The 23,175-nt window shown below is 47.2% G+C and carries 18 protein-coding genes; 11 read left to right on the top strand and 7 right to left on the bottom strand.

The window, feature by feature from the left end; all coding sequences use genetic code 11:
* Together VIN66_RS06435 and VIN66_RS06430 are read left to right on the top strand one after the other, a co-directional pair.
* On the top strand, positions 1-1,807 hold a 1,807-nt coding region (locus tag VIN66_RS06435), incomplete at its 5' end, for an acyl-CoA dehydrogenase (protein WP_331923205.1).
* A 78-nt stretch (positions 1,808-1,885) separates the two neighbouring features.
* Positions 1,886-2,374, top strand: coding sequence for a GNAT family N-acetyltransferase (locus tag VIN66_RS06430; protein ID WP_331923204.1), 489 nt, complete (start codon positions 1,886-1,888; stop codon positions 2,372-2,374).
* 59 nt (positions 2,375-2,433) lie between these two features.
* On the opposite strand, the gene prsK is transcribed toward VIN66_RS06430, so the two are convergent.
* Genes prsK through VIN66_RS06410 form a run of 4 tightly spaced genes read right to left on the bottom strand, consistent with a single transcriptional unit; the run spans position 2,434 to position 7,369 of the window.
* Positions 2,434-4,488 carry an XrtA/PEP-CTERM system histidine kinase PrsK gene (gene prsK / locus VIN66_RS06425; RefSeq protein ID WP_331923202.1) on the bottom strand — a complete coding sequence of 685 codons (2,055 nt, stop codon included), beginning with the start codon at positions 4,486-4,488 and terminating at the stop codon, positions 2,434-2,436.
* Positions 4,488-5,249: a serine protease gene (locus VIN66_RS06420; RefSeq protein WP_331923201.1), complete on the bottom strand. Its 762-nt coding sequence runs from the start codon at positions 5,247-5,249 to the stop codon at positions 4,488-4,490. The genes prsK and VIN66_RS06420 overlap by 1 nt, the downstream gene beginning before the upstream one ends.
* 4 nt (positions 5,250-5,253) lie before the next feature.
* Complete coding sequence (locus tag VIN66_RS06415; protein WP_331923200.1) at positions 5,254-6,261, bottom strand: hypothetical protein; 1,008 nt, start codon at positions 6,259-6,261, stop codon at positions 5,254-5,256.
* Positions 6,248-7,369: a glycosyltransferase family 4 protein gene (locus VIN66_RS06410; protein WP_331923199.1), complete on the bottom strand. Its 1,122-nt coding sequence runs from the start codon at positions 7,367-7,369 to the stop codon at positions 6,248-6,250. The genes VIN66_RS06415 and VIN66_RS06410 overlap by 14 nt, the downstream gene beginning before the upstream one ends.
* Positions 7,370-7,493: 124 nt before the next feature.
* Between VIN66_RS06410 and VIN66_RS06405 the strand changes: the two genes are divergently transcribed.
* From VIN66_RS06405 to VIN66_RS06370, 8 genes are all read left to right on the top strand, one after another.
* On the top strand, positions 7,494-8,573 hold the full coding sequence (locus VIN66_RS06405) for a glycosyltransferase family 4 protein (protein WP_331923198.1): 1,080 nt from the start codon (positions 7,494-7,496) through the stop codon (positions 8,571-8,573).
* Entirely contained in the window at positions 8,563-9,531 is a 969-nt protein-coding gene (locus tag VIN66_RS06400) for an endonuclease/exonuclease/phosphatase family protein (RefSeq protein WP_331923197.1), read from the top strand. The genes VIN66_RS06405 and VIN66_RS06400 overlap by 11 nt, the downstream gene beginning before the upstream one ends.
* Before the next feature lies 1 nt (position 9,532).
* The gene (locus VIN66_RS06395) at positions 9,533-10,690 is read left to right on the top strand and encodes a hypothetical protein (protein WP_331923196.1); all 1,158 of its coding nucleotides are present in this window, start codon (positions 9,533-9,535) and stop codon (positions 10,688-10,690) included.
* Positions 10,691-10,858: 168 nt separating this feature from the next.
* Positions 10,859-11,722 carry a PEP-CTERM/exosortase system-associated acyltransferase gene (locus tag VIN66_RS06390; RefSeq protein WP_331923195.1) on the top strand — a complete coding sequence of 288 codons (864 nt, stop codon included), beginning with the start codon at positions 10,859-10,861 and terminating at the stop codon, positions 11,720-11,722.
* A gap of 20 nt (positions 11,723-11,742) precedes the next feature.
* Complete coding sequence (locus VIN66_RS06385; protein ID WP_331923194.1) at positions 11,743-13,368, top strand: FAD-binding oxidoreductase; 1,626 nt, start codon at positions 11,743-11,745, stop codon at positions 13,366-13,368.
* A 161-nt stretch (positions 13,369-13,529) separates the two neighbouring features.
* Complete coding sequence (locus VIN66_RS06380; RefSeq protein WP_331923193.1) at positions 13,530-14,357, top strand: THxN family PEP-CTERM protein; 828 nt, start codon at positions 13,530-13,532, stop codon at positions 14,355-14,357.
* 109 nt (positions 14,358-14,466) lie between these two features.
* Complete coding sequence (locus tag VIN66_RS06375; RefSeq protein ID WP_331923192.1) at positions 14,467-15,570, top strand: hypothetical protein; 1,104 nt, start codon at positions 14,467-14,469, stop codon at positions 15,568-15,570.
* Between the two features lie 172 nt (positions 15,571-15,742).
* The gene (locus VIN66_RS06370; RefSeq protein WP_331923191.1) at positions 15,743-16,537 is read left to right on the top strand and encodes a THxN family PEP-CTERM protein; all 795 of its coding nucleotides are present in this window, start codon (positions 15,743-15,745) and stop codon (positions 16,535-16,537) included.
* 63 nt (positions 16,538-16,600) lie between these two features.
* On the opposite strand, the gene prsT is transcribed toward VIN66_RS06370, so the two are convergent.
* From prsT to xrt, 3 genes are read right to left on the bottom strand one after another with little or no spacing between them, the layout of a single operon-like run.
* On the bottom strand, positions 16,601-19,366 hold the full coding sequence (gene prsT / locus VIN66_RS06365; protein WP_331923190.1) for an XrtA/PEP-CTERM system TPR-repeat protein PrsT: 2,766 nt from the start codon (positions 19,364-19,366) through the stop codon (positions 16,601-16,603).
* A gap of 24 nt (positions 19,367-19,390) precedes the next feature.
* A complete protein-coding gene (wecC, locus tag VIN66_RS06360) occupies positions 19,391-20,635 on the bottom strand; it encodes a UDP-N-acetyl-D-mannosamine dehydrogenase (protein WP_331923189.1) in 1,245 nt (414 codons plus the stop codon).
* A 57-nt stretch (positions 20,636-20,692) separates the two neighbouring features.
* Positions 20,693-22,075 carry an exosortase gene (gene xrt / locus VIN66_RS06355; RefSeq protein WP_331923188.1) on the bottom strand — a complete coding sequence of 461 codons (1,383 nt, stop codon included), beginning with the start codon at positions 22,073-22,075 and terminating at the stop codon, positions 20,693-20,695.
* Positions 22,076-22,272: 197 nt separating this feature from the next.
* Here xrt and VIN66_RS06350 point away from each other — a divergent pair.
* A partial coding sequence (locus VIN66_RS06350) for a phenylacetate--CoA ligase family protein (RefSeq protein WP_414709870.1) occupies positions 22,273-23,175 on the top strand: 903 nt, incomplete at its 3' end.

The raw sequence follows: 23,175 nt of genomic DNA, 5'->3' as shown, positions 1-23,175 counted from the left end.
GCTGTTAATGCACTATGGTACGCAAGAGCAGAAAGATCGCTGGCTACCAAACCTGGCAAACGGTACCGATGTGCCTTGCTTTGCGCTGACTGGCCCTGAAGCTGGCTCAGACGCTGGTGGTATCCCTGATACCGGTGTTGTCTGCAAAGGCGAGTTTGACGGCAAAGAGGTTGTCGGTATCCGGCTGAACTGGGATAAACGCTATATCACGCTGGCGCCGGTAGCAACGGTGCTGGGCCTGGCATTTAAACTGTACGATCCGGATAGTTTACTGGGCGATAAAGCAGAGTTGGGCATTACTTGTGCTCTTATCCCTACCAGCCATAACGGTGTGCAGATAGGTGATCGTCACTTCCCGATGAACATGGCGTTTATGAACGGTACAACCTACGGCAAGGACGTGTTCATTCCGCTGGATTGGATCATCGGTGGCCCGGATTACGCTGGCCGTGGCTGGCGCATGCTGGTGGAATGTTTATCAGCAGGGCGTGGTATCAGCTTACCGGCACTGGCAACCGCTACCGGCCATCTGGCAGCCCGGATGACAGGGGCTTATGGCTATGTTCGTCAGCAGTTTGGTATGTCTATCGGCAAGTTTGAAGGTGTACAGGAATCGCTGGCGCGCATCGGTGGCCTGACGTACAGTCTGGAAGCGATGCGGGTGATGACAGCAGGGGCTATTGATATGAATTTAAGCCCAAGTGTGGTTACTGCCATTGCCAAGTATCATATGACAGAAATGTCCCGCACACTGATGAATGATGCTTTTGATATTCATGCTGGCCGCGCTATTCAGGTAGGGCCGAAAAACTATCTGGCACATGGTTATATGGGGATTCCGATCTCCATTACGGTCGAAGGCGCAAATATTCTGACCCGCAATCTGATGATTTTCGGTCAGGGAGCGACGCGTTGCCATCCTTATGTGCTGGCTGAGCTGGAAGCCGCTGCCAACCCGGATTCAGAAGAGGGCTTAAAGCAATTTGATAAACTGCTGATGAAGCATGTTGGCTTTGCGGTGGGTAATACTTTTGGTGCTTTATGGCAAGGTTTGACAGCAGGGCGCTTTAACAATGCGCCGGTATCTGGTGAAACCGCACAGTACTATAAGCAGCTAAGCCGTATGAGCCGTGGTTTGGCACTGAGTGCCGATTTTTCAATGTTGATTTTAGGTGGGGAGTTAAAGCGCCGCGAAATGTTGTCTGCCCGGTTAGGCGACGTATTAAGCCAGCTTTATATTGCATCGGCAGTACTTAAGTTCTACGAAGATAATGGTCGTCAGCAGTGTGATCTGCCCTTTGTGCATTACAGTTTGCAGCGCGCTTTGTTTGAAATAGGGCGTGCCTTTGACGGTTTCTTTGCGAACTTCCCGAACCGCTTTGTCGCAGGCCTGTTGCGTACTTTGGTATTCCCATTCGGCATTGGCTATAAAATGCCGGCAGATGACATTGCTATCCAGATTTGCGAAGCCATGTCTAAACCGGGGGTGGTACGCGATAGGTTAACGCATCTTTGTTACATCGGTGCAGATGAAAACGACGCTACCGGCTTGATGGAAAGCGCCTTCATTGCGATGTATGAAGCTCAGCCACTGATGAAGAAAATTTATCAGGCCCAGCGTAATGGTCAGTTACCGCGTAAGCAGCCGCTGGAGCACACCATTGTGCAGGCGCAGGACGCAGGCATTATTACTGCTGAAGAAGCTTTGCAATTAAACAGAATGAATGAGTTGCGTTTTAGCGCTATCAGTGTAGACAGCTTTGCTGCCGGTACACTGGAAGCCATGGCGATAGCGCCGGCCAGCTGACGGCAGCGTTACAACTTGCTACACTGCAAAACCGGCAGGGCTTGTGCCCTGCCGGTTTTATTTATTGGGGAGTGAGAGATGTCCACACAAATTAATATCCGTCTGGCAACGCCGGAGGATGTGCCAACCATACTGGCGTTTATTCAGGGGCTGGCCGAATATGAGAAACTGGCCGATCAGGTGGTAGCGACGGAAGATAAATTAAAACAAACGTTATTCGGTGACAAGCGCTATGCAGAAGTGGTTATCGCCGAATATAACCAGCAAGCGGCCGGTTTTGCGCTGTTTTTCCACAATTACTCTACTTTTTTAGCAAAGCCGGGTATTTATCTGGAGGACCTGTTTGTCTTACCAGATTTTCGTGGCAAAGGTTTAGGTAAAGTGTTACTGAGTTATCTGGCTAAGTTGGCGGTTGAACGGGATTGCGGCCGGCTGGAGTGGTCGGTGCTTGACTGGAACCAGCCGGCAATAGATTTCTATCAGGCGCAGGGCGCCACTATGTTACATGACTGGCGGATAAACCGGGTTACCGGTGAAAACCTCAAAGCGCTGGCACAGAGTGTCTGATTAGCGTTAAGTGCAGTGCTGCTCGTCGCCGCACTGCGCCTATTAATCAGCTGGCGTTACTATTTTGAGGCAGTATGTACAGGCAAGGTTAGCGTAAAACAGCTGCCTTTACCCTCAACACTGCTGACCGTCAACTGGCCATAATGTTGCTGAGCAAACTGCAACGCATCATAAGCGCCAATGCCCATACCCGAGTTGCCCTTAGTGGTGTCAAATGGCTTGAATAAACGCTGCTGAATAAACTGCTCGCTCATGCCGCAGCCGGTGTCAGCAATATTAATCTGCAACATGGTTGAAGCTGCATCAGCTTTGACATCAACAGTCACTTCAACTTTGCCTGTTTCTTCGGTGGCATGTTGGGCATTGTCAATAAGATGATAAAGTACGCTGCTAAAACGCTCTTTATCTAAAGATAACATGCAGTTGTTTAATACACGCAGGGTGGGCAGGGGCTTTCTTACCGCACACTTGTGTTTAATGACCTGCTCCAGTTCTTGTGCTACTGAAAACTTACTGCTGTTATTTGAGTCACTGCGTTTATCTGTTAGTTGTGACAGCATATTACCAAGCCGTTGCTGCATGGCTTCCAGAGTGTCGAAGCTATCTTTGATAAACTCGGGGTTTTGCATATGTTTTTTGCTGTTGTTCAGCATCAGGTCTAACTGGGCTTTTACGTTCTTTAAATCGTGTACGACGAAGGCTGACATCCTGCTGAACGCGGCAAACTGGGCATTTTCACTCAGCGCTTTACTGGCCAGCGTCAGCAGTAAATAGCTGCTGATCTGCTCGGTAATAATCATCAGATAGTCCCTTAGCTCCCAGTTCAGCTTGAGCCGCTCTGCTGTTGGCGTATTGATCATACATAAGCCCCATAGCTGCTGCTCATCAAAAACCGGGATAATCAGGTGCCCGTCAATCTTCAGTGTATCGCCCTTAAATTGCACAAAGCTATCAGTTGGATCAGATAAGTCAGTGATCCAGCCCGGCCTGGCATGGTGTTGGCAGTAATGTCGTAGCAGATTAAGCTCATCCGCAGTTACGGATACCCGTCCCAGGCAGGCAACTGCATGCAGCTGTGATGGGGTAAAAGCACGTATCAGCGCCCCCCTTTGATAGCCGGTAGCGCTCAGCCAGGCTTTGAGGTAGGCCTGATAGTCGACATCCTGCTGCAGTTTCAGCGACTTCAGATACTGTGTCAGGCTTAGCCACTTGGTACGGTAATCAAATTTATTGGCGTAAAAGTTTTTCTCAATGTACACCTTAAATCTACGTCTGACTTTGCCTGATAACGCCACAACGGCAAACAGCAAGAAACCGGCAGCAATCAATATTGCCTGCAGCAGGCCGGTCCAGCTTAGGTCAAATAACTTGATGGAAAAGCCCGCGACAGCCAGCACACTCAGGTAAATACCCGCCAGTAACACTATAGTGCTGTTAACAACAATTTCCCGGGACACGTAAACACTGATTGCCCATGAACGGATACGGCGAATAGCGACGACCAGCAATGGCAGCACCAGGGCGGCAATAAAGCCCCTGGCGGCCCACAGTTGTGGATCGATGCGGCTGAATAATGCTGCCTCTGCCAACAGGATAAAGTCGAACAGAATTTGCAAACCAAGCCCAAGCACTAATGGTTTGAACTGCCATACAACAGGCCCTGCCCGCCGGTAAAGTGTTTCGAGCAGTGCCAGCTGGCCAATACAGAGTAACAAGTTGATACTGAATGTAATGTTGTTACTTAGCGGGATAAAGACATTGACCAGAGCCAGGCCAAACACTAATGGGATAACGAGTTTAACCGCTCCCTGCGCCAGAAAAGACCACCAGCGTATCTCATTGCTGCTCAGACAGGAAAACAATAACAAGAACAACAGTATATGACGCAGTGCCTCAACAATCACTGAGTCTGCACTGATAAAAGGCTGTGTACTGAACACCAGATAGAACGTTGCCCATAAGACCTGTACTGCAGCAAAAGCCAGCAGCAGGTTTTTAGTTCTGTTGGTGGCTTTGTCTGTTAATAACAACAGGAATAAAAAAGCGTAGCAGCAGATCGCCAGCACGAAACCGGCAGAGCTGATGGTAAAGACCAGACTAACGTTGTCCTGCATCAGGGCGCAGTTCCGGTGCTGAGCAGGTTAAGCAAGTGGACTACCGGAATAGCATAAGTGATGCCACTGGGGTCTGATAATACGGCCTCTTTGGTCGATTTAACATGTACACGGTTGATAATGCCGATAACCGCACCGTTCGCCAAAGAAAATAGCGGGCTGCCACTGTTGCCAGGGTAAGCTGTTGCATCCAGCTGATACACCAGATAGGGCTGTTTCAATGCGCGAATCGCCCTTGTTTGCAGCTGTTGAGAGTTTTGTGCCGGAATAACAACAGGTGTGTGCGCGGCAATAATACCGGTATGCGTAGCGGGGTATAACCCCAACACTGAGGTGATAGGATAGCCCGTCAGGCTCACCGTATTGCCCTCAGCCAGCATTTCGGCGCCGGACAACTCAAGCGCTGGCAGTGTTTGCTCTATGCTCAGTACAGCAATGTCATGTGCTAAATCCTCTGCTGTATGCAAGATTTTATGCACTTCGACTTTCTCGCCCTGGCCCGATAGAACAACGTATTGCTCTAATGTCGACGGATCAGTCGGCCGGGCGATAATATGATAATTCGTTGCTATCTGCTTACCGTTACCCGTGACAAAACCTGTGCCGAGCAGGGTAATGCGCGGGGATGCTGTCGGATTTAACAAACCGATAGCGACAATAGATGGCTTTATGCGGGATATGAGCTCCGGCAGGTCGACTGTGCTGGCTGCCAGGCTCCATTGACTTAGCAGCAGTGCTGTCAGGCAGAATAGAACGCGCATATTCTTATCCCTGAGGCTGATGAGTAAATCTGTCCAGCTCTGCCGGGCGGGCCGTTGCCGCCGGATCTGACAATGGGTTCCAGACCGGTTTGATCAGGGTTTTTAATTTCGCCACTATACGGACTATTTTATTGCTGACGGAGATAGGCAGGTGCAACCAGCGACAGACCAAAAATACTTTACGGCGAAACACCCAGTGATACATAGCTTGTTCGGCGTAAAAATTGTAGTGCCAGCGCTGCTCAAATAACCTGGATGAGGTGTAAGTTAATTTCGGATCCCAGCGGTAAAAGAAAAAGCGCATATCAAACCAGCTCATGCGGGTGCCCAAATTGTCGAAAATAATGACCGACTCTGGTTGGCTTAGTAATTTGTAGCCCAGTTTACGCAGTTGAATACCAATATCGATATGTTCGCGGATCACCATTGACGGCAATTCGATCTGTTGTAACGCTTTGGTCAGAAACAGTACGCCATGCAGCTCAAACATCTCACTGTCCGCAACCTGCTGAGGTATATCTTGTGGCAGCGCCCGGCGGTATGATTTGTGCTCAATCAGATACTCTTTGCCTTCAACATCTACTACCTGTATCGCGTTGGTGTATAAATGGTTGCGCAGTGTGGCGCCTTCGTCAACACCTTCTTTTTCCAGCGTCAGCGGGTTAACAACGGCAGCACCACTGCTCAGCGCCGTTTCAAGTAGCGGAGGTAACCATCCAGGTGTTACGTTGGAGTCGTTATCCAGCAGCATGGTATAGGGCGTCGTGATGCTGTCACGGATTTTACTGACTGCATCCATTGGGATCATCAGCCCTAACTCGACTATTTCGGCGTTCGTTTTATCCTGCAACAATGCCTTAATTTGCTGTTTTATATGCGATGGGTAATCCAGATCCAGCACTTTTAGTAAAAACGGTTCTGGCGTACAGCGGTACAGGTTTTCAATGCATGCAATGATGCCTGAGTAGCGATCACGTGGGCTGATAACTACAGTTACGCTAGCTTGCGTCATAATAAGATCCTTCTTTTGGCATAAGTTTTTGAAAAATTTTCAGATACCGCGTCGTCATCGCTTCAACGGAAAATGTCTGGTGCACGCGGTTGAAACCCGCATCGCCCATGCTCTGGCGTGAATCTGCGTCATCGAGCAGTTTTTGCATATTTTCAGCCAGTTGGCGTGCTGAAGCTGGTGTAACTAACAAACCGGTTACACTGTGCAAAATAATCTCTTTTATGCCACCAACATGGGTAGCGATAACAGGTCTTCGCCGTGCTCCGGCTTCAATAAACACCAGACCAAATGCTTCTTCGTGCGATGGTTGCACGAAGATATCACAAGCGTCCAGCCACAAGGCCGGGTCGGTTATCTGGCCGAGAAAAGTTACCTGATGTTGCAGCTGAAGTGTTTGCGTTAAATCAACGAGTAGGTGTTTTTCTGCTTCAGTGCCGGTGCCGGCAATAAATAACTGCACATCAGCGTCATTTAACAACGCCAGCGCCTGCAGCGTATCCTGATGCCCTTTTATTGCACCGAGATGACCGATACTGAGCAGGATTTTGCTGTCAGTGTTCAGGCCGAGCTCTGCTCTGGCCTGCTGTTTCGTGCGTGCAGGCACTGATAACAGCGACGTTCCGCCATAAACGACACTGCAGTGGCTATCACGCAGCCCCATATTGCCGGTCAGAAGCCGCATACGATCTTCTGATACCGCAACAAAATGTGACAGCGCAAAGCGGATAAGACGGTTACTTAGTGAGGGGTTATAGCATTCCAGTCTGGAGCGGTGAAAAGTACCAACTGCAGGTATACGGCAGAGCTTAGCGGCAAGCCCGGCATAAAGTTGACTGGACTCGCAATGCGCATGTATCAGGTTTATGTTGTGCTTTTTAATCAGTTTGGCCAACTGCCATATCAGGCCAAATTTTTTACCGGAAATCTGAGGCAGGGCAATATCTTGTTCAGCGTTAGTAGGTTTATCAAAGGGACCGAAACAAACAGCAATAACCTGATGGCCAGACTGGCACAGCGCATTTACCGTGTCATGGAACCTTACTGTTCTGCCACCTTTTTCGAGACTTTGCACTACTTCCATAATGCGTAATGTTGTTGCTGAGGTCACCCGGATATCCTTCCCTGACATACCAATGAACATATTTATCTTTCAAACTATATCACGTACAGTCTACCATGTAGGGCGTAAAAATATATAATTCACCAGATCTTTGACATCATAAGGAATTGATATGTCAACTACCGGTAGGCAGTCGGTAATTCATGTTGTTAGTAGTTTAAAAGTCGGGGGCGCAGAACGTTTTGTTATCGACTTGTGTCAGGAGCAGGTCGGTCAGGGATTAGACGTCGCCATTTTGTCTTTTGGCCTTGCAGAAGACACCCTGGTTTCGGTATGCCATGAACATCATATCCCGCTGACGATTACAAACGGTAAAGGCTGGCGCGCGCAGAAACAAAGGTTGCAGCTGTTAACACGCTTTGATGTCATTCATGTTCATTCTCCGGCCGCGCTTAAAAGCCTGGTGTTCCATCTATTTCTGTTAAAGCATAAGAAGCTGATATATACCCGCCACGGCGCCGCACCGTTAAATAAACCGCACTGGATAAGACTGCACCGTTTTGCCCGCAGGTTCATTCATGCCATCACTTTTGTGTCGGCAGAGGCTAAACACAGCTTCGCTCATCATGGCTGGCATAAAGTGCCACAGTATATTATTGATAATGGTGTCAGACTGCCGCCAGAAGTGTTAACAGATGATAGAAACGCCGCGCACAATGATGTGCTCAGGCTCGGATCTGTTGGCCGAATGGTGAAATTAAAAAGTCAGTTGAGTCTGTTGCAGGCCGTGTCACAGATGGATAACGATAGCCAAAGCCAGATCGAAATACATTTCTTTGGTGACGGAGAGCTAAGATCGCAGTTGGAAACTTTTCATCAGCAGCATCACGCGCTCCGGGCTGTGTTTCATGGCATGGAAATTAACCGGCAAAATATTTATCCTCATATTGATGCGCTGGTTGTTACTTCGAGTACTGAGGGACTGTCGATGGTAATACTTGAAGCGATGGCGTACGGCAAACCCGTTATCGCGACCAACGTTGGGGGGAATCCAATGCTTGTGAAGCCAGGTAAAACAGGTTTTCTATATGAGTTCAATGATATAGATGAGCTAAGCTCGCTGATTTCTGCTTTGCAGCAAAGAGCACAAGACAGAGTAAAGCTGGGCAGGCAGGCCCGGGAGTGGGTTGAGCAGCAGTACTCTCTGACGAAGACAGCCGGGCAGTACCTGGAGCTATACAATGCCCGCTAGCGCATGGCGGGGATGGCGTAGTTTGCGTATTCTGGCATTCGCTTTTGCTTTGCTGCTGGCGCTGGTATCTTACTGGCCTAACTGGCGGTGGTTACAATGGCTCAGTTTATTGGTGCTTTACTCCCCTTCCTGGTTGTATTTTGGCCTGTTTCTACCTTGGTTGCTTGGGTGGAGGTCACTGAAGCGCTGGCAATATCTGATGCTGCTTCCAATGCTGCTTGTCGCGGTGAAAATACTTGATGTTGGCTGGCCTGCTAGCCGTAGCGCAGAAGATGCTAACCTGGTTTTGCTGTCGGCCAACTTAGGTAATATGGCAGATACTGAACAGTTGGCACGTTTAATGTCGCAGCATAGGGTGTCAGTTGCTATTTTTCAGGAAGCCCGGCTGGAAAAGTTAGTTGCTTTTAACACCAATGATTGGCAAACGCATTGTGATGCTGGCTTATGTATTGTCAGTAAATTCCCTTTTGACGTTGAGCAAACTCTGTCCCGCAGCTTGTTTCAGGGTTATGGTAATTTTGCAGTGTTCTATCGACTTAATTTACCAGAGCGTAATTTATTGCTGGCGAATGTTCACTTTGAAACACCAAGGCCTGCGCTGGAATCTCTAATTAAGTTAAGTCCTGATAATACCGCTATGCAGCTGAGGCAGCAGGATAGAGAACTACAGTCGACAATCATTGCCGACTGGGCGCATTCTCAGGCAGAAGCACTGGTGATTGGCGGTGATTTTAACATGCCGGTTTTATCACCAATATACCAGCACTACTTTTCTTCTCTGGGGAATGCATTGTCTGAAAGACCGACGCAAATAGTGCGTTACACCAAGTACACACGCTGGCATGGTATTCGAATTGACCATCAGCTTTATCGCGGTGATTTGATGCCGCTTGAAGCCCGCGTGCTGCAACTTAGCAGTGGCGACCACCGGCCTGTTCTTGTCAAATGGAGGATATAATATGCGGTTTTCTCATATTAGCGTCTTACTGTTAATATTTTTGCCAGTGGCGCAAGCCATTACTCAGCCTAGCTTGTGGGGGCCGGATCATGTCACAGGACAGGTTGATACCAGTTGGTACGTGGAACCGATGATACGCTACGCCAGTTACGTGACAGATGCTCAGTTGCTGCTGAAAGACAAAATCACTGCGGATAAAGCCAGCCAGTATTTGTACGACAGGCCACGAGCGCTAACACAATTGTTTTTGCTAACCGGGGATCCTAAGTGGAAACAAGAAGCTATAACGGCAAGTCAGTTTTATCTGGCCAGAGTCGCAGATGATGGTTATTTTTCACTGGTAGAGAAAAAAGACGTTAAATACCTGATGCCCCGGGGTTTACTGTATTACTATCAGCTGACCGGTGATGAATCCGCCAGACGCGCTATTAACCGTATTTATCTGGCATCTCTGGATTGGAACCCTGAATACCGCAATCGGGGGTTTTGGACAGAAAGGAATCAGGCCGCAGCGCTTGAATCCGCCTTAAGTTATTACGAATTGACGAATGATGCGAAGGCACTGCAACGAATTGAGCAGATCCTGAATGCGACCTTAGACATGGTAGTCTCACCGGCCAACGGCTGGCCGCAGCGTGGCTGCCCACAGCATAGTTTTAAAGCGCATGAAGGCGGGACAGACGAATCAGCTGTTTGCTCTCCTTGGATGTTAGCGCTGCTGGCTGATCCTATCTGGCGTTTTTATCAATTGACTCAGTCTGAGAAGGCTGAGAAATTATTGCGGCTGTTCGGCCGTTTTGTTCTGGAACATGGAACTTATCCGGGCAAAGACAAGTTTGAAGGTCAGCAGTTGCCCAAGTATCTGGTGGTATTTGATAACGCGCAGATGGAGGATATCAATCCATGGAACGATATGCAGCATAGCTGTGACGTAGCTGCTCTGCTTGGGAAGGCGCTGTACTTTGAACCACAGATTTCCCGGCAATCTGCCGAAACCTTTTTTGCTTTACTAGCCCCTTGTAAAAATAAAGCCAGCCGGCTGAAGGACAAGAAACCATATTGGCGTGTACGTCCGCCGCGGAAGTTTGGCTGGGAGTATTCCACTACCAGCGACTTACCCTGGCTTGAACAGATCGTTATTCAGCGTCAGAGTAAATAGTGAAATAAATCAGCAACCTTAGTTTTAAAAAGTAAACGGTTATTCATGTAACGTTAAGCAAGGCGCATAGCCTGAACACAAAAGCACAAATATTGTGCTAACGTTAATTCACATAATTATCAGCCAAAAACGACTGATTTTTGGTAGACGTAGTATCGCAGGTGAAAAATGAAACATTTAAAGTTCATGCAGAAGATTCCTGTGGTGAAACACCTTGTCAACAAGGCTATTTCCCGGTTGGCGAGTAATGACGCCAGTGCCATCGCCAGTCACTTTTCGCAGTTTCTGAAAGTTGAGCTGGCCAATACGGACGAGCTCAAATCTGAGGTTTTCAATGTCAGGCATCAGGTTTATTGTGAGGAATTGCATTTTGAGGACGAGCGAAATAACCGGCTGGAACAGGACGAATTTGACAGTCATTCATTTCATAGCCTGATACGTCATGTTACGACAGGCAGAGTCGCTGGTACCGTGCGGTTAATTACATCAGAACAGACCGGCGACATGCTGCCTATAGAAGTGCATTGTATGCACGCCATTACAGACCCTGATATTAAACCTTCTGCCTTTCCCAGAAGTGAAATTTGTGAAATCTCCCGACTGGCGGTGCCAGAGACATTCCGCCGGCGTAAATTCGACCAGTACAAAGGGGCAGCAACCGGTGTCATCAATGAAGTATTCTTTTCTGAAAAAGAACTGCGCTGCTTTCCTTATATCGCGATATGTTTATATTTGTCAGCCGCTTTAATGGCACTACATAACAATAAAAAACACGTTTTTGTAATGATGGAACCCCGTTTGGCCAGAAGTCTAACTTTTGTTGGTATTGTTTTTAAACAACTCGGTGAACCGGTTGAGTATCATGGCAAGCGGGCAGCGTATTATATTAACCCCGAAATGTTCAGAAAAAACCTGTCGATCGGCTATGTGAAATTGCTCGAGTCAATTGAGAGAGAGCTTTATCCGAATGAAAAACCCCGTCCGATCAAGCGTAAATTTCCGAAATTAGGCTGGGGTGTTCGTTACAGTTAAACAACAATTGAGATTTCTTTATGCCCTCAAATGGCTTTGGCAGCGCGTTATCTGCGTGGAAACAGCTACTGGCTGACGATCAGGTTATTGATGACACAGCCAGCTTAAAGGATGCGCAAAAGGCGACTTTTGCATATAGCGCCAAAGTGCTGGCAATTCTTCATCCGGAAAAAGATCAGTTGGCAGACTGTCTTGGCATAGCCCGTCAGTATAACCAGACACTCTACACGGTGAGCTCAGGAAAAAATTGGGGATATGGTTCGCAGCTGCCGGTAAGCGAGAACAGCGTGATTCTTAACCTGGGCCGGCTTAAAAAGATAAGTAATTACGATCAGAAAAACGGTGTTGTAACCGTTGAGGCTGGTGTAACTCAGGCTGAACTCGCTGCATTTTTAAAACAGCAAGGTGACCATCACTGGATGGATTGCACAGGCTCCAGTGCCAGCTGTAGTGTAGTGGGTAATACTGTTGAGCGTGGATTTGGCCATACCGCTTATGGTGAACATGTTAAATATGTGTGCGGCCTGGAGGTGATGTTAATTGATGGCCGGGTTATCAAAACTGGTCTGCACCGCTTTGGTAGCGCTAAAGCCGCCGGCGTTTATCAACCAGGTTTAGGGCCTGCGCTGGACGGCTTGTTTTTCCAGTCTAATCTGGGCGTGGTGCTGAGCATTACCCTGTGGCTAATGCCAAAACCAGAGAACTTTCTGGCATTCTATATTTCCACAGAACAAGACATGCTGGAGGATATAGTTGAAAGCCTCAGCAAATTGAAGCGGCAGGGGTATCTGACAAGTCTGCCGCATATCGCTAATCCATTTAGAGTGCTGCCGGGCCTGCAGCAATTTCCCGCAGAAGATGCTGCGAAATCAGCTTATCCGCTTACTCCCCAAAGACTACAGCAGTTGCGCAAACATTGGCAGGTTGGCGTGTGGAATGTATCCGGTGCGTTATACGGTACCAAGGAACAGGTAAAGCTGGCAAAATCGGCATTAAAAAAACAATTTCGTCATTTCAAAGCAACCCAGCTAAATTTTGTCAGTGATACCTTATTGCAAGCTATTGAAAAGTATCAATGGCTACTATCAAAGCTGTTACGTCGCGACATGGCTCGCGTGTTAGCAGTGCTTAAGCCGGTACATCTTATGATGAAAGGCCAGCCCAGTGATAACTTTCTTGCCAGTGCATATTGGCGTATGCCTGAACTGCCTGATAGGGAGTACCAGCTTGACCAGGATGGTGTCGGCTTAATCTGGTGTGCCGTTGTTGCGCCGGCAGAAGGTGGGCATGCCCGCTGTATCGAGAAGATAGTGACGTATACTCTGGCATCATTTGGTTTCGAAGGTGGCATAACCTTTACTTTGCTAAATGAGCGTTGCCTTGATGCGGTTATCAGCATCAGCTTTAACCGTCGTTCAACGGACGGTATTGACTGGGACCAGAAAGCCATTACCTGCCGGGCTCAGTTGTATAAACATTTACTTCAGGATGGTTATTTTCCGTACCGGCTAGATATCAGTATGATGCAGTTTCTGGCTGCACACAGTGCACCCGAATATGAGCAACTTTTGCGAAGTGTTAAGCACTTGTTCGACGCAGATAATCTACTATCGCCCGGCCGCTATATTGTTAGTACAGATGTGTAGGATTTTTTTACACATGTTTACTTTCACTTGCCTTGCTTCTGTTCAACTTGTTGTTTTTAATGCAAATTTAACGTTGGCACAATAACTGCTTGATCACCGCTCGTGATGTAGCAGTTGTTGCCGCATGCATAAACAGCAGTCGAAGTAAAAATGGAGGCGTCATGAAATCAGGATTAGGTTTTTTGGTAGCGGCACTTGGAAGTGCAGTATTATTTGCGGGTAGTGCAGCAGCTGCACCACTTAGTCTTACTTTTGAAACATCCAGCGGTTGGTTAGCTGATGGTTTAAATTATAACGGTTATGCCCCTCAGACCCGTCATCGCAACGGCGTAGAGACAGTATACGATTGTGCTGCAGGCGCAACTAATGCTGCAAATGGTTGTGGTCTGGAGTTTTACAATGCTGCAGATGGCATTGCCCAGGGCTACACATCTGTAGACTGGGGTAACCCTCTGGTTGCTGGTCAGTACAGTGGTTTAGACATTGCGTCATATGATGGTGTGTTAGAAGCTGATGCAGGTTGGGTAGACACTGGTATGATCACTCACCGTAACCGTATGGTCAGAAGCGGTAGCGTAACTTTGGCCGAGTTAAACCTGTTCACAGTATTTGATATTGTGAGCCCGTTTGTTGCTCAGGCAAGTTCAGCTTTTGGTATCAGTTTTACAGAAACAGTAAATAACCCTTATGGTTACTGTGACGCTGATATTCAGTTCTCTGATGTACCTTGTGATGACTACTTCAATATCTCTGGTATCCCTTTACCAATCGAGTTTACTTTTGAAGGTCGTAAATACGTTATCGAGTTCCGTTTATGGGGCGATGCAGATTCAGGCTTCTTAATTGAAGATAGCTTGCTGCGTACCGCAGAGAACTCTGACAATGATTTATTTGTGCAGGCTCGTTTAGTGTCTGTCCCTGAGCCAGCGACAATAGCTGTGCTGGGCATGGGCCTGTTAATGCTGAGCTTACGCCGTCAGAAAGTGTAATTTAGTGTCTTAAAAGAAAGCCAGCGGTATGCTGGCTTTTTTATGTCTGCATATGGCAATGTGAGCCGATAGTGAAGGGGTAGTTGATTTAGCAAAAAGGATTTCTGAAATGGAGTTGTCTGCGCTAAAAATAGAGAATGATCATAACGGTGTGCTGATAAGCTGGTATGCCGATAACCGTGCTGTTCGACTAAAGTTCAGCGGTGATGTTATCAAAGTGCCTTCAGCGGCTGACGCCGCATTTGCCAGCTGTTTAATGCCAGCCATGATGCTAGGCGAAACGTTAAGCGTCGACAGTACTTTTACGCTTAGTCGCGATCTGATTAAAAACCTTACCAAGTTCCAGCAGATTTTTTCGGGTTGGTTCAACGACCTGCAGTTTGTCAATTTTGATCTAACCGAGCCGAGCTTACATGACTCTCTAATCAAACCCGACGGTAATGCAGTGTTTTACTCTGGTGGAGTTGATGCGAGCTACTCTTTTTTTGAGCTACAGGATGATATCGATTACCTGATTTTTTGTCTGGGCCTCGATATTCAGCTGCACGAGAAAGAGCGCTGTGATAAGGCATTGGAGAGTGCCCGCAAGTTTGCTGAGCATTACGGTAAACGCCTTATCGTCATGGAAACTAACTTCAGAGAAGCCTTTCCTGAGCTATCTGCCCAAAGGTGTCAGGTCGTACTGCTGATCAGTTACAGTCTGGCTTTAGGGTTAAGATGCCTTTTTGTTCCGGCAAGCCACGATGTACTGGAGTTGGAGCCTTTTATTACGCACCCAATGACAGACCCTCTGTTAACCAATGGCGTGACTGAAGTGGTACATCACGGTATGGTCAGCCGGGTTAAAAAAACCATAGCGATTGCCCGCTCAGAGCAGGCATTAGCATTTCTGCGGGTATGTAATGCCTCAGACCAATTTAACTGTGGTAAGTGTGAGAAATGCCTGCGTACCATGGCAACATTGGCTGCAATAGGCGGTAGCTCTCCTGCATTGCCAGCTCTGACAGATTTTAAGCAGTTACGGGAAGCAAAAATATGGACGCCGGGCAAATACCATATGTGGCATGATATTTACCATTGTGCGAAGCAAAATGGAGCTATGCGTCTGGCACAAGCGGTTAACAAACTCTGCCGGCGATATGAATGGAAACAGCTGCTAAAACTCTTCAGGGCACAAAGCCTGAAGCTACTACGTGATCTTACGCAGCGCTAGTTAGATGTCTATTTTTTTTACAATTTGAGTTTGTCATTTCATAATTATTTTACTAAATGTCTAAAAGATAACGGTAAAGTAAATCTGGCCCAGTATATGCAGCCATTCCATTGTCCCAGTCAGCTTAGCGCAGTAGGTGGCTGGCATAGACCCAATAACAAATGGAGGCGTTATGAAAAGCAAGAAAACGTTGCTCGCAGCCGTTGGAGGTTTTGCATTACTCACCGGCAGCGCGCAGGCAGCACTGATAGCTTCATTCGATTTTGATACAGCCAGTGGTTGGTTAGCTGATGGTTCAGCGCAAACCCGTAACTCTGCTGATGATTCAATTATTAATTGTGCGGCGGGCGCTTTACCAGGTGCTAATGGCTGCGGTTTAACTTTCTCTGGAGCACAGGAAGTTACAGATGGTTATAACTCTGTTGACTGGTTCAGTAATGGCGGTGAAGGGCCTAGCGGTCTGAATATTGTATCACTGTCTGGCACTTTAATGACCGACGGTGCGTGGGTAGACACAGGTGTTATTACTCACAGTAACTTTATATTACCGTCTCCGGCTACTACGCTGCACACTTTGGATCTGATGTCTGAATTTGAGATTACCGCTCCATTTGGTCTTGGCCCAGTAGCAGATACTTTTGACATTAGTTTTGCCGAAACACCAAACCAAGGTGGTTGCCCTCCACCAAATCCTTTAGGTTCATCTTGTGATGATGCTTTTACCATTGATGGACTGCCTGATGCTATCGTATTCGAAATAGATGGTATTACTTATACTATTGAGTTTCGTCTGTTCGGCGGTGAGGGATTTATTGTTGCTGACAATACGTTGTATACCAGAGAGAATGACGAAAATACCTTATTTGTTCAGGCTCGTGTTACTGCACGTCAGGTACCAGAGCCGGCTACCCTGGGTATTCTGGGGTTAGGTTTGCTGCTGTTGAATCGTCGTAAACTGACGAAGTAGAACCGCAAAATAAAAAAAGCTGGCATTTGCCAGCTTTTTTTATTTATTAACTAGGATACGGCATTAATCTTCCAATCCCAGCTCGGCCATTAGAGCTTTTGCCTGAGCTGCTACTTCCTGATTGTCTGCAAGCTGCTCCAATACTGACCGGGCTTTTTCCTTGCTCCCCGTTTTTACCAATGCCTCGGCATAATGTAATTGAACTTGTGACGTATCCGGCCTGACGTTTAGCGACGCTTCAAACATTTCTTTTGCCTTTGTTGCATCACCTGTTGCTAGTAAAACTTTGCCGTAAGTGTCCAGGATGTCCGGATGCTTCGGCTGCAGATCGTGCGCCTTTTTAGCATGTGCCAGTGCGACAGATAGATTGCCTTTTTCCAGCATTAACCAAGCCAGATTGTTAAGTGCCAGCACATTGTCAGGTTGCTCTTTCAACATAGTCTGATACGTTTGAACTGCGCGATCAGCATCAGTGTTTAATGACAGCTGCGCCAGCATCGCCTGTATTGTAGGCGTACTGCCTTGTGCTGCTATGTGTTTTTCCAATAGCGCGATGCCTTTATCGGTTGAACCGATCCTGCTATGTAATTCGGCCAGCAGTAGGGCAGTTTTAACGTTGGCTTGCTTGGCGTAGCTTTTAGACAATGTCTGCACAGCGTCGGAATACTTTTGTTCTTTTGTCAGGGCTTTGCCGACGAAGAACTGTGTTTCTGGCTTCTGTTGTATATCATCCGGCAGTGTGTGCACAAACTCCAATAGCTGCTGACTGCGCTCAGCCTCATCAAGAATTTGCAGTTTTATGTTGATAAAGCGGCTATGTCCTGGCTGAGCTGCCAGTAGTTGATCAACGAGTTTGAGCGCAGCTGTATAATCTTTGTTAGCGTATAGCGCCTGCATATAGGCTTGGGTCGCCATATTAGACGCCGGCTGCAGGTTATGCCAGCTTTGAGCGCTTTGCAGAGCTTGTGCTGGTGCATTCAATCTTAACTGGGTATCAATCAGGTAGGCCCAATGCATAGGCAGCCATTCACGTTGCTCTGCTTTGATGCCATTAAGTAGCTCCAGTGTCTCATTATAAGCGCCTTCACTATGTTTAAAACTGGCCAGCATTAATGTCAGGTTGTAGTTTTGCGGGTCAGCTTTTTGCGCTTTCGTCAGGCGTTGTAATGCATCCGCTTTATCACCTGTGCCGTGGCTCAGCGCGATATATTGCTCAAGCGCCTGAATATTTTGTGGCTCATCGTCCAGTAGTGATTTAAAGCGTTTTGTTGCGAGCTCCGTGTCGCCCTGAGCTGCAGCCAGAGAGGCATTTAACAACCGGGCCAGACTGTTCTTCGGTTCATTTTTAAGCACCAAAGAAATATGCTCAGCTGCGATGTCCGGTTGTTCGCTGACTAACGCAACATAAGCTTTCATATTATGGCCGGCATTACTACGTTCGGTACTGGCAATCCATTCGTCTGCCAGCGCCATCGCTTTATCATACTCTCGCTGCTTGATATACGCTGTTAGCAGCAGTACCCGGGCCTGATCAGCGGCTGGATCTAGCTGCAATGCTTGCTCCAGCGAACGGATTGCCGTATCACGCTGGCCTGGCATTTTAAGTTGTATTGCGCCCAGCGTCAGTAACTCCCGTGCTGAGAAAGGCTCATCGGATTTGTACTGCGCCAGCAGATTTTGAGCCGCTTCAGTACTACCTTGTTTTGTCAGTTCAAACGCTGTTGCAGCAAGCAGTTGAATGTCGGATTGCTGCAGTTCCTTTCCTGACAGTAATTGTTGTGCCGCCGCTGTATTGCCTGTTTTCAGCATGAGCTGGGCGTAAAGCATTTCAGCTTCCGGGTAATGTGTGAGAATGTCTTTAATGACTTCCAAATGGCTCAGAGCGACATTTTCTAATTTCAGGTTGACGGCGATCAAGGCGGCGAGAATGCGCGCTTGTGCCGAATTAAATCCCCCGCCTATCGCTGTGTCTATGTTGATTCTGGCCTGTTCAAACTCTTTCTTGTCATAGGCGATAATAGCGGCGAAGTAATTCGCCAGCGGCTGCTGTGGTACTTTCTTCAGTAGCGGCTGCAGTATGGCATCGGCTTGCTGTAACTGCTCAGTTTTTACATAAGACTGGGCCAACAACAACTGAGGCAATAAATGAAAGGGATTTTCTGCTACGTATGCTTTTAACAGTGTGATAGCTGATGTTGTGTCATTCTGTGCAAGGGCAATTTTACTTCTAACATACAGTGACTGGTGATACAGCGCGGAAGATTCGGGAATTTGCATGAGTTTCTGTTTCACTTCAGCCAGCTCGGATTTCGCCAGCGCCTGAAAGGCCGCTGCAAAGTCTGCCACATCTGTCTGACTGGATGCAGCAAGCTGATTGAATAACATCTCAGCATTATCAGTGCCACCCAGCTCGGCTTCTGCCAGCGCTTTGTAAGTTAGCAGATAATCCTGCTCTGGCTGAGCGTAAGCGGAAGTATCTTCCAGCAGCGTTAATATATCGCTGTAATTACTGTTCAGATATAACACCTTGACATAATCTTGTATGAAGGTGGAATTGTCCTGACTGTACTGATCTGCGCGTTGATACTCTTTTACTGCATCATCTAATGCACCTACTTGTACGTAAAGCTGCGCCAGTGCCAGCCTGAAGTCAGCGCGCTCGGGATCTTTTTGCAACGCAGACTTTAGTTCGACTAACGCACTGTTGAACTGGTCGTTAGCCAGAAAAGTCTGAGCTGCCTCGAAGTGCTCATCGCTACTTTTCTGGCCGCATGCTGTGAGCGAGAGGCCTATAATGACTGCTGTGCTGACTCTGGTGAAGCTTTTCATATCCCAATCCTTGTGTTGATATATTTATCCAAATATCCCTCTGGTATCGATAACAATTTTACGGGCAACTTCGGCAAGGCTGAGTGCTTTAAACTGTTTATGGTCTACCAGAATGAGTAAAATATTGGCTTTTTCAATTGCTTCAGGCAGAGACACCAGATTTGACTTCAACTCTGACAATGAAGCTGGCAAGGCTTTAATATTAGGTTCAACTACTAAAATTTCGCCAATATTTTGCTGTTTTAATGCCAGTGTGATGTTAACCGCGGGGCTTTCACGTAAGTCGTCGATGTCTGCTTTAAACGCAAGCCCCAGGCAGGCTATTACCGGACGTTTAAATTCATCTGCAGCCTTGATGACTTTATCCATTACGTAGTGGGGTTTGTAGTCGTTTATTTCTCTGGCAAGCCTTATCATGTTGGCTTGCTCAGGTGCCGAGTCGACAATAAACCACGGGTCTACCGCAATACAATGGCCACCGACGCCGGGACCTGGTGATAAAATATTTACCCGCGGGTGGCGGTTTGCCAGCTTGATAAGCTCCCACACATTAATTTTTAATGTGTCACAAATCATCGATAGCTCATTGGCAAAAGCGATGTTAACGTCACGAAATGAGTTCTCGGTAAGTTTGGTCATTTCGGCAGTTCTTGAGCTTGTTTGCAGGCATTCACCGCGAACAAATTGCATATACAAAGACGTTGCTATTTCGGCGCAACGTGGGGTTATGCCGCCGATAATTCTGTCGTTACTGACCAGTTCCTGCAGAATACGTCCTGGCAATACGCGCTCCGGGCAGTGAGCAACATAGAGCTGGGCATTATCAGGGTCTTGATGAGGTAAGATCAAATCAGGGCGTAATTCAGCCAGCCAGCGGGAGATTTTTTCCGTGGTTCCTACCGGAGAGGTGGACTCCAGAATAATCAAATCACCAGCTTTTACTATCGGCGCAATGCTTTTTACTGCCGCCTCGATAAAGGAGAGATCCGGCTTTTTGTCTTCTTTAAATGGCGTGGGTACGGCAAGAATAAAGGCATCGGCTGTATCAGGTACTGTTGCTGCTTTGAGTTTTCCGGTCATCACCGCGGCCTGAACTAACATATCCAGATCCGGTTCAACGATATGTATCTTACCTTGATTAATGGTGTCAACCGCATAGGTTGAAACGTCTACACCAAGAACTTCGATTCCGCGTGAAGCAATAACTGCAGCAGTAGGCAAACCAATATAACCCAGACCTACTACACATACTTTATTAAACGTTTTCATAAAGCTCCTGTAACTGTGTTGCATCTGCTAGCTAAAAAGAGGGTGCGCTCAGATGCATTATTCATTCAATAGTTGACGCAATAATTGGGCTTCGTCCTGGCATCTGAGGCTACTACAGCGCACAAACTGCCAGCGAAGTGACGATTTAGCATCAAGTTGCAAAGCCTGTTTTATTCTGTTGCGTTTGTATACGCCGACAGAACCCGATTTCTGGCCATTCGCTTCATACCAGTACTGTAATATAGCGCTGTTACCTGAGTGGTCGCTTAACCAAATAAGTCTGCTGTTGTCGGTGAGCTCACTCTCTACTTTAGCCCAGCCATCCGGAATAATATTATTCAGATAGTAATCAGCACGATTAGCATCATGGCGACCATCAAATTGATAGCTGATATCAATCACCTCTACACCTGCAGCATCCAGTACATTATGCGCTTTTCTGCTGTATGCTGGAATATATGGTGATGGTGTTTGAGCTTTTTCTGTCGTCGTCAGTTCAACGGCACTAAAGTCCAGCAGAGGGTATTGCCCCATCAGCAACCTTACGCTAAGGCCGGACATCAGCAGGCTGGTAACAATAACCAGGACCAGCGGCAGAGTTGCAATGTTTTGCGGCAGGTATTGCTTCTCTTCTTTAGGGGCATGAGGCTCAAGTTTACCAACCAGATAAAACAGCACGATAATAAAGGGGATATACAAAAACCAGCCGAACATATTATGGTCTTTTACAATAGCGCTTTGCATATCGCTGTAGTAGCCGATCAGTATGATAAGAACGATACGGATACCATTGACTAAGATCGCACCGACGACGGCACATAGCGTCAGCAAGATCATATTCTTCAGTTTCCGTAGATGCAGATGGCACAGTAAAGTACTAAGTGCCAGCGATACAATAAAATAGCGTAAGCCACTGCATCCTTCAGCGATTTCAAAGACACCTTGTGGGATTTGAACAAAGTTACCATCGACATACACAGGGATGTGTGTCAGCTGCATTATGAACTTTGTGATAACAACGGAAATATACTGCAGTGGACCTGTAAGACTGCCCCAAACCGGTGATATAAACCACAGTAATGCCAGAGGCACTACTAATGCTAAAGATGGTTTAACCAGTGTGCAGAATAATAATATGACATAAAGTGGGAAAAGTAGCCGGATAATACTGACTTGCTGGGCGGCAATGCTGATAGCCAGAATAGCCATAACCGACAACATAGCCAGCAGATAACCAGTTTGAAAGCGCAGTACAAGATTATTACGTTGTTGCCACAGCAACGTAACGATGATGAATGGCATCAGATAGGCGTGAGAATATGTGCCATCGTCAAAGCTGTATGTTCGCCAGTCTGATATCACCTGAGGGTAAATAAATAAACTGTAGCCTAACAGCAGCACAATCAACGTAAATAAGGTATCGGCACGCTTGATGGTCATCCATGACACTCCGTATCTGCAATTGGAGAGAAAACTGAAACTACTCAGCAGTTCCTCGTCCGAGTTTGACGCTTAAGCCATTAATAATCAACTGTTGGTTGTGACGAAAGCTTGGTTTATACTCTGTGGGCGGCTCAGATGTGACTGGCCGTAGCAAGCGTTAACGCTGCTGTAAATTGCGAACGGATGCGTAATACATGAAACTATACCCACAATTACTACGTGGCGTTGTGTTACCTTTTATGTCAAAAGTAAAAGGTAAGCCTCTGACTGGTTATGTAACGGAGTACAGCAATAATCTAAAAAAATCTCCCGAAGCGTTGCAGCAACTACAATGGCAGGCGCTGACACGTCTATTAAATCATGCTTTTGAACAGTGCCCGTTTTATCGTGAACGTTGGCAAAACGCAGGTATTGATGATATCCGTACTGTCGATAGCATGAAACAGTTCCAACAACTGCCGATACTAACGAAAGATGATATCCGGCAGAATTATCAGCAGTTAAGAGCAAGAAATTTTTCACATAACATTGTCAAATCTACCGGCGGCTCTACCGGACAACCTCTTACTATCGAACTTAATCATGACAGCAATACCCGGCGCGAGGCGGTGATGTGGCGAGGGTATAACTGGCTTGGCGCAGGGCTCGGCGAGCGCACGTTATACTTATGGGGTGCGGGTATTGGCAAGGCATCGGTCACCAGACAGTGGAAAGAGCAGTTATATCACTGGTTTTACAACCGAAAAATGTTGAACTCGTTTTCAATGTCGCCAGCAAATATGCATGAATATATTGCACAGATAAATACGTACCGGCCTGATGCATTGGTAGCTTATGTCAACCCGTTGTACGAGCTGGCACTGCACCTTCTACAGAATAATATCAAAATACACTCGCCAGGCAGTATTCTGACAGGGGCTGAGCCTTTATATGAATATCAGCGTGCCGCAATCGAGCAGGCTTTTGCCTGTCAGGTTTATAACACTTACGGTTGCCGTGAAGTGATGCTCATTGCGGCGGAATGCCGGGAACAAAAACAACTACATATAAACTGTGATCATATTCTGGCAGAGACGGTAAATGAAACCGGCCAGCCG

This window comes from Rheinheimera sp. (genome assembly GCF_036568245.1).
In the GTDB taxonomy this organism is placed as follows: domain Bacteria; phylum Pseudomonadota; class Gammaproteobacteria; order Enterobacterales; family Alteromonadaceae; genus Alishewanella.
The sequence above is the reverse complement of the archived record's forward strand: the minus strand, read 5'-3'. Positions and strand labels throughout refer to the sequence as shown.

Excerpts from the sequence above, each read along its gene's own strand:
- VIN66_RS06420 (WP_331923201.1), bottom strand. The coding sequence starts at position 5,249 with ATGCGCGTTCTATTCTGCCTGACAGCACTGCTGCTAAGTCAATGGAGC.
- VIN66_RS06405 (WP_331923198.1), top strand. The coding sequence starts at position 7,494 with ATGTCAACTACCGGTAGGCAGTCGGTAATTCATGTTGTTAGTAGTTTA.
- prsK (WP_331923202.1), bottom strand. The coding sequence starts at position 4,488 with ATGCAGGACAACGTTAGTCTGGTCTTTACCATCAGCTCTGCCGGTTTC.
- VIN66_RS06415 (WP_331923200.1), bottom strand. The coding sequence starts at position 6,261 with ATGACGCAAGCTAGCGTAACTGTAGTTATCAGCCCACGTGATCGCTAC.
- wecC (WP_331923189.1), bottom strand. The coding sequence starts at position 20,635 with ATGAAAACGTTTAATAAAGTATGTGTAGTAGGTCTGGGTTATATTGGT.
- xrt (WP_331923188.1), bottom strand. The coding sequence starts at position 22,075 with ATGACCATCAAGCGTGCCGATACCTTATTTACGTTGATTGTGCTGCTG.
- VIN66_RS06370 (WP_331923191.1), top strand. The coding sequence starts at position 15,743 with ATGAAAAGCAAGAAAACGTTGCTCGCAGCCGTTGGAGGTTTTGCATTA.
- VIN66_RS06430 (WP_331923204.1), top strand. The coding sequence starts at position 1,886 with ATGTCCACACAAATTAATATCCGTCTGGCAACGCCGGAGGATGTGCCA.
- VIN66_RS06395 (WP_331923196.1), top strand. The coding sequence starts at position 9,533 with ATGCGGTTTTCTCATATTAGCGTCTTACTGTTAATATTTTTGCCAGTG.
- VIN66_RS06390 (WP_331923195.1), top strand. The coding sequence starts at position 10,859 with ATGAAACATTTAAAGTTCATGCAGAAGATTCCTGTGGTGAAACACCTT.
- prsT (WP_331923190.1), bottom strand. The coding sequence starts at position 19,366 with ATGAAAAGCTTCACCAGAGTCAGCACAGCAGTCATTATAGGCCTCTCG.
- VIN66_RS06400 (WP_331923197.1), top strand. The coding sequence starts at position 8,563 with ATGCCCGCTAGCGCATGGCGGGGATGGCGTAGTTTGCGTATTCTGGCA.
- VIN66_RS06385 (WP_331923194.1), top strand. The coding sequence starts at position 11,743 with ATGCCCTCAAATGGCTTTGGCAGCGCGTTATCTGCGTGGAAACAGCTA.
- VIN66_RS06375 (WP_331923192.1), top strand. The coding sequence starts at position 14,467 with ATGGAGTTGTCTGCGCTAAAAATAGAGAATGATCATAACGGTGTGCTG.
- VIN66_RS06380 (WP_331923193.1), top strand. The coding sequence starts at position 13,530 with ATGAAATCAGGATTAGGTTTTTTGGTAGCGGCACTTGGAAGTGCAGTA.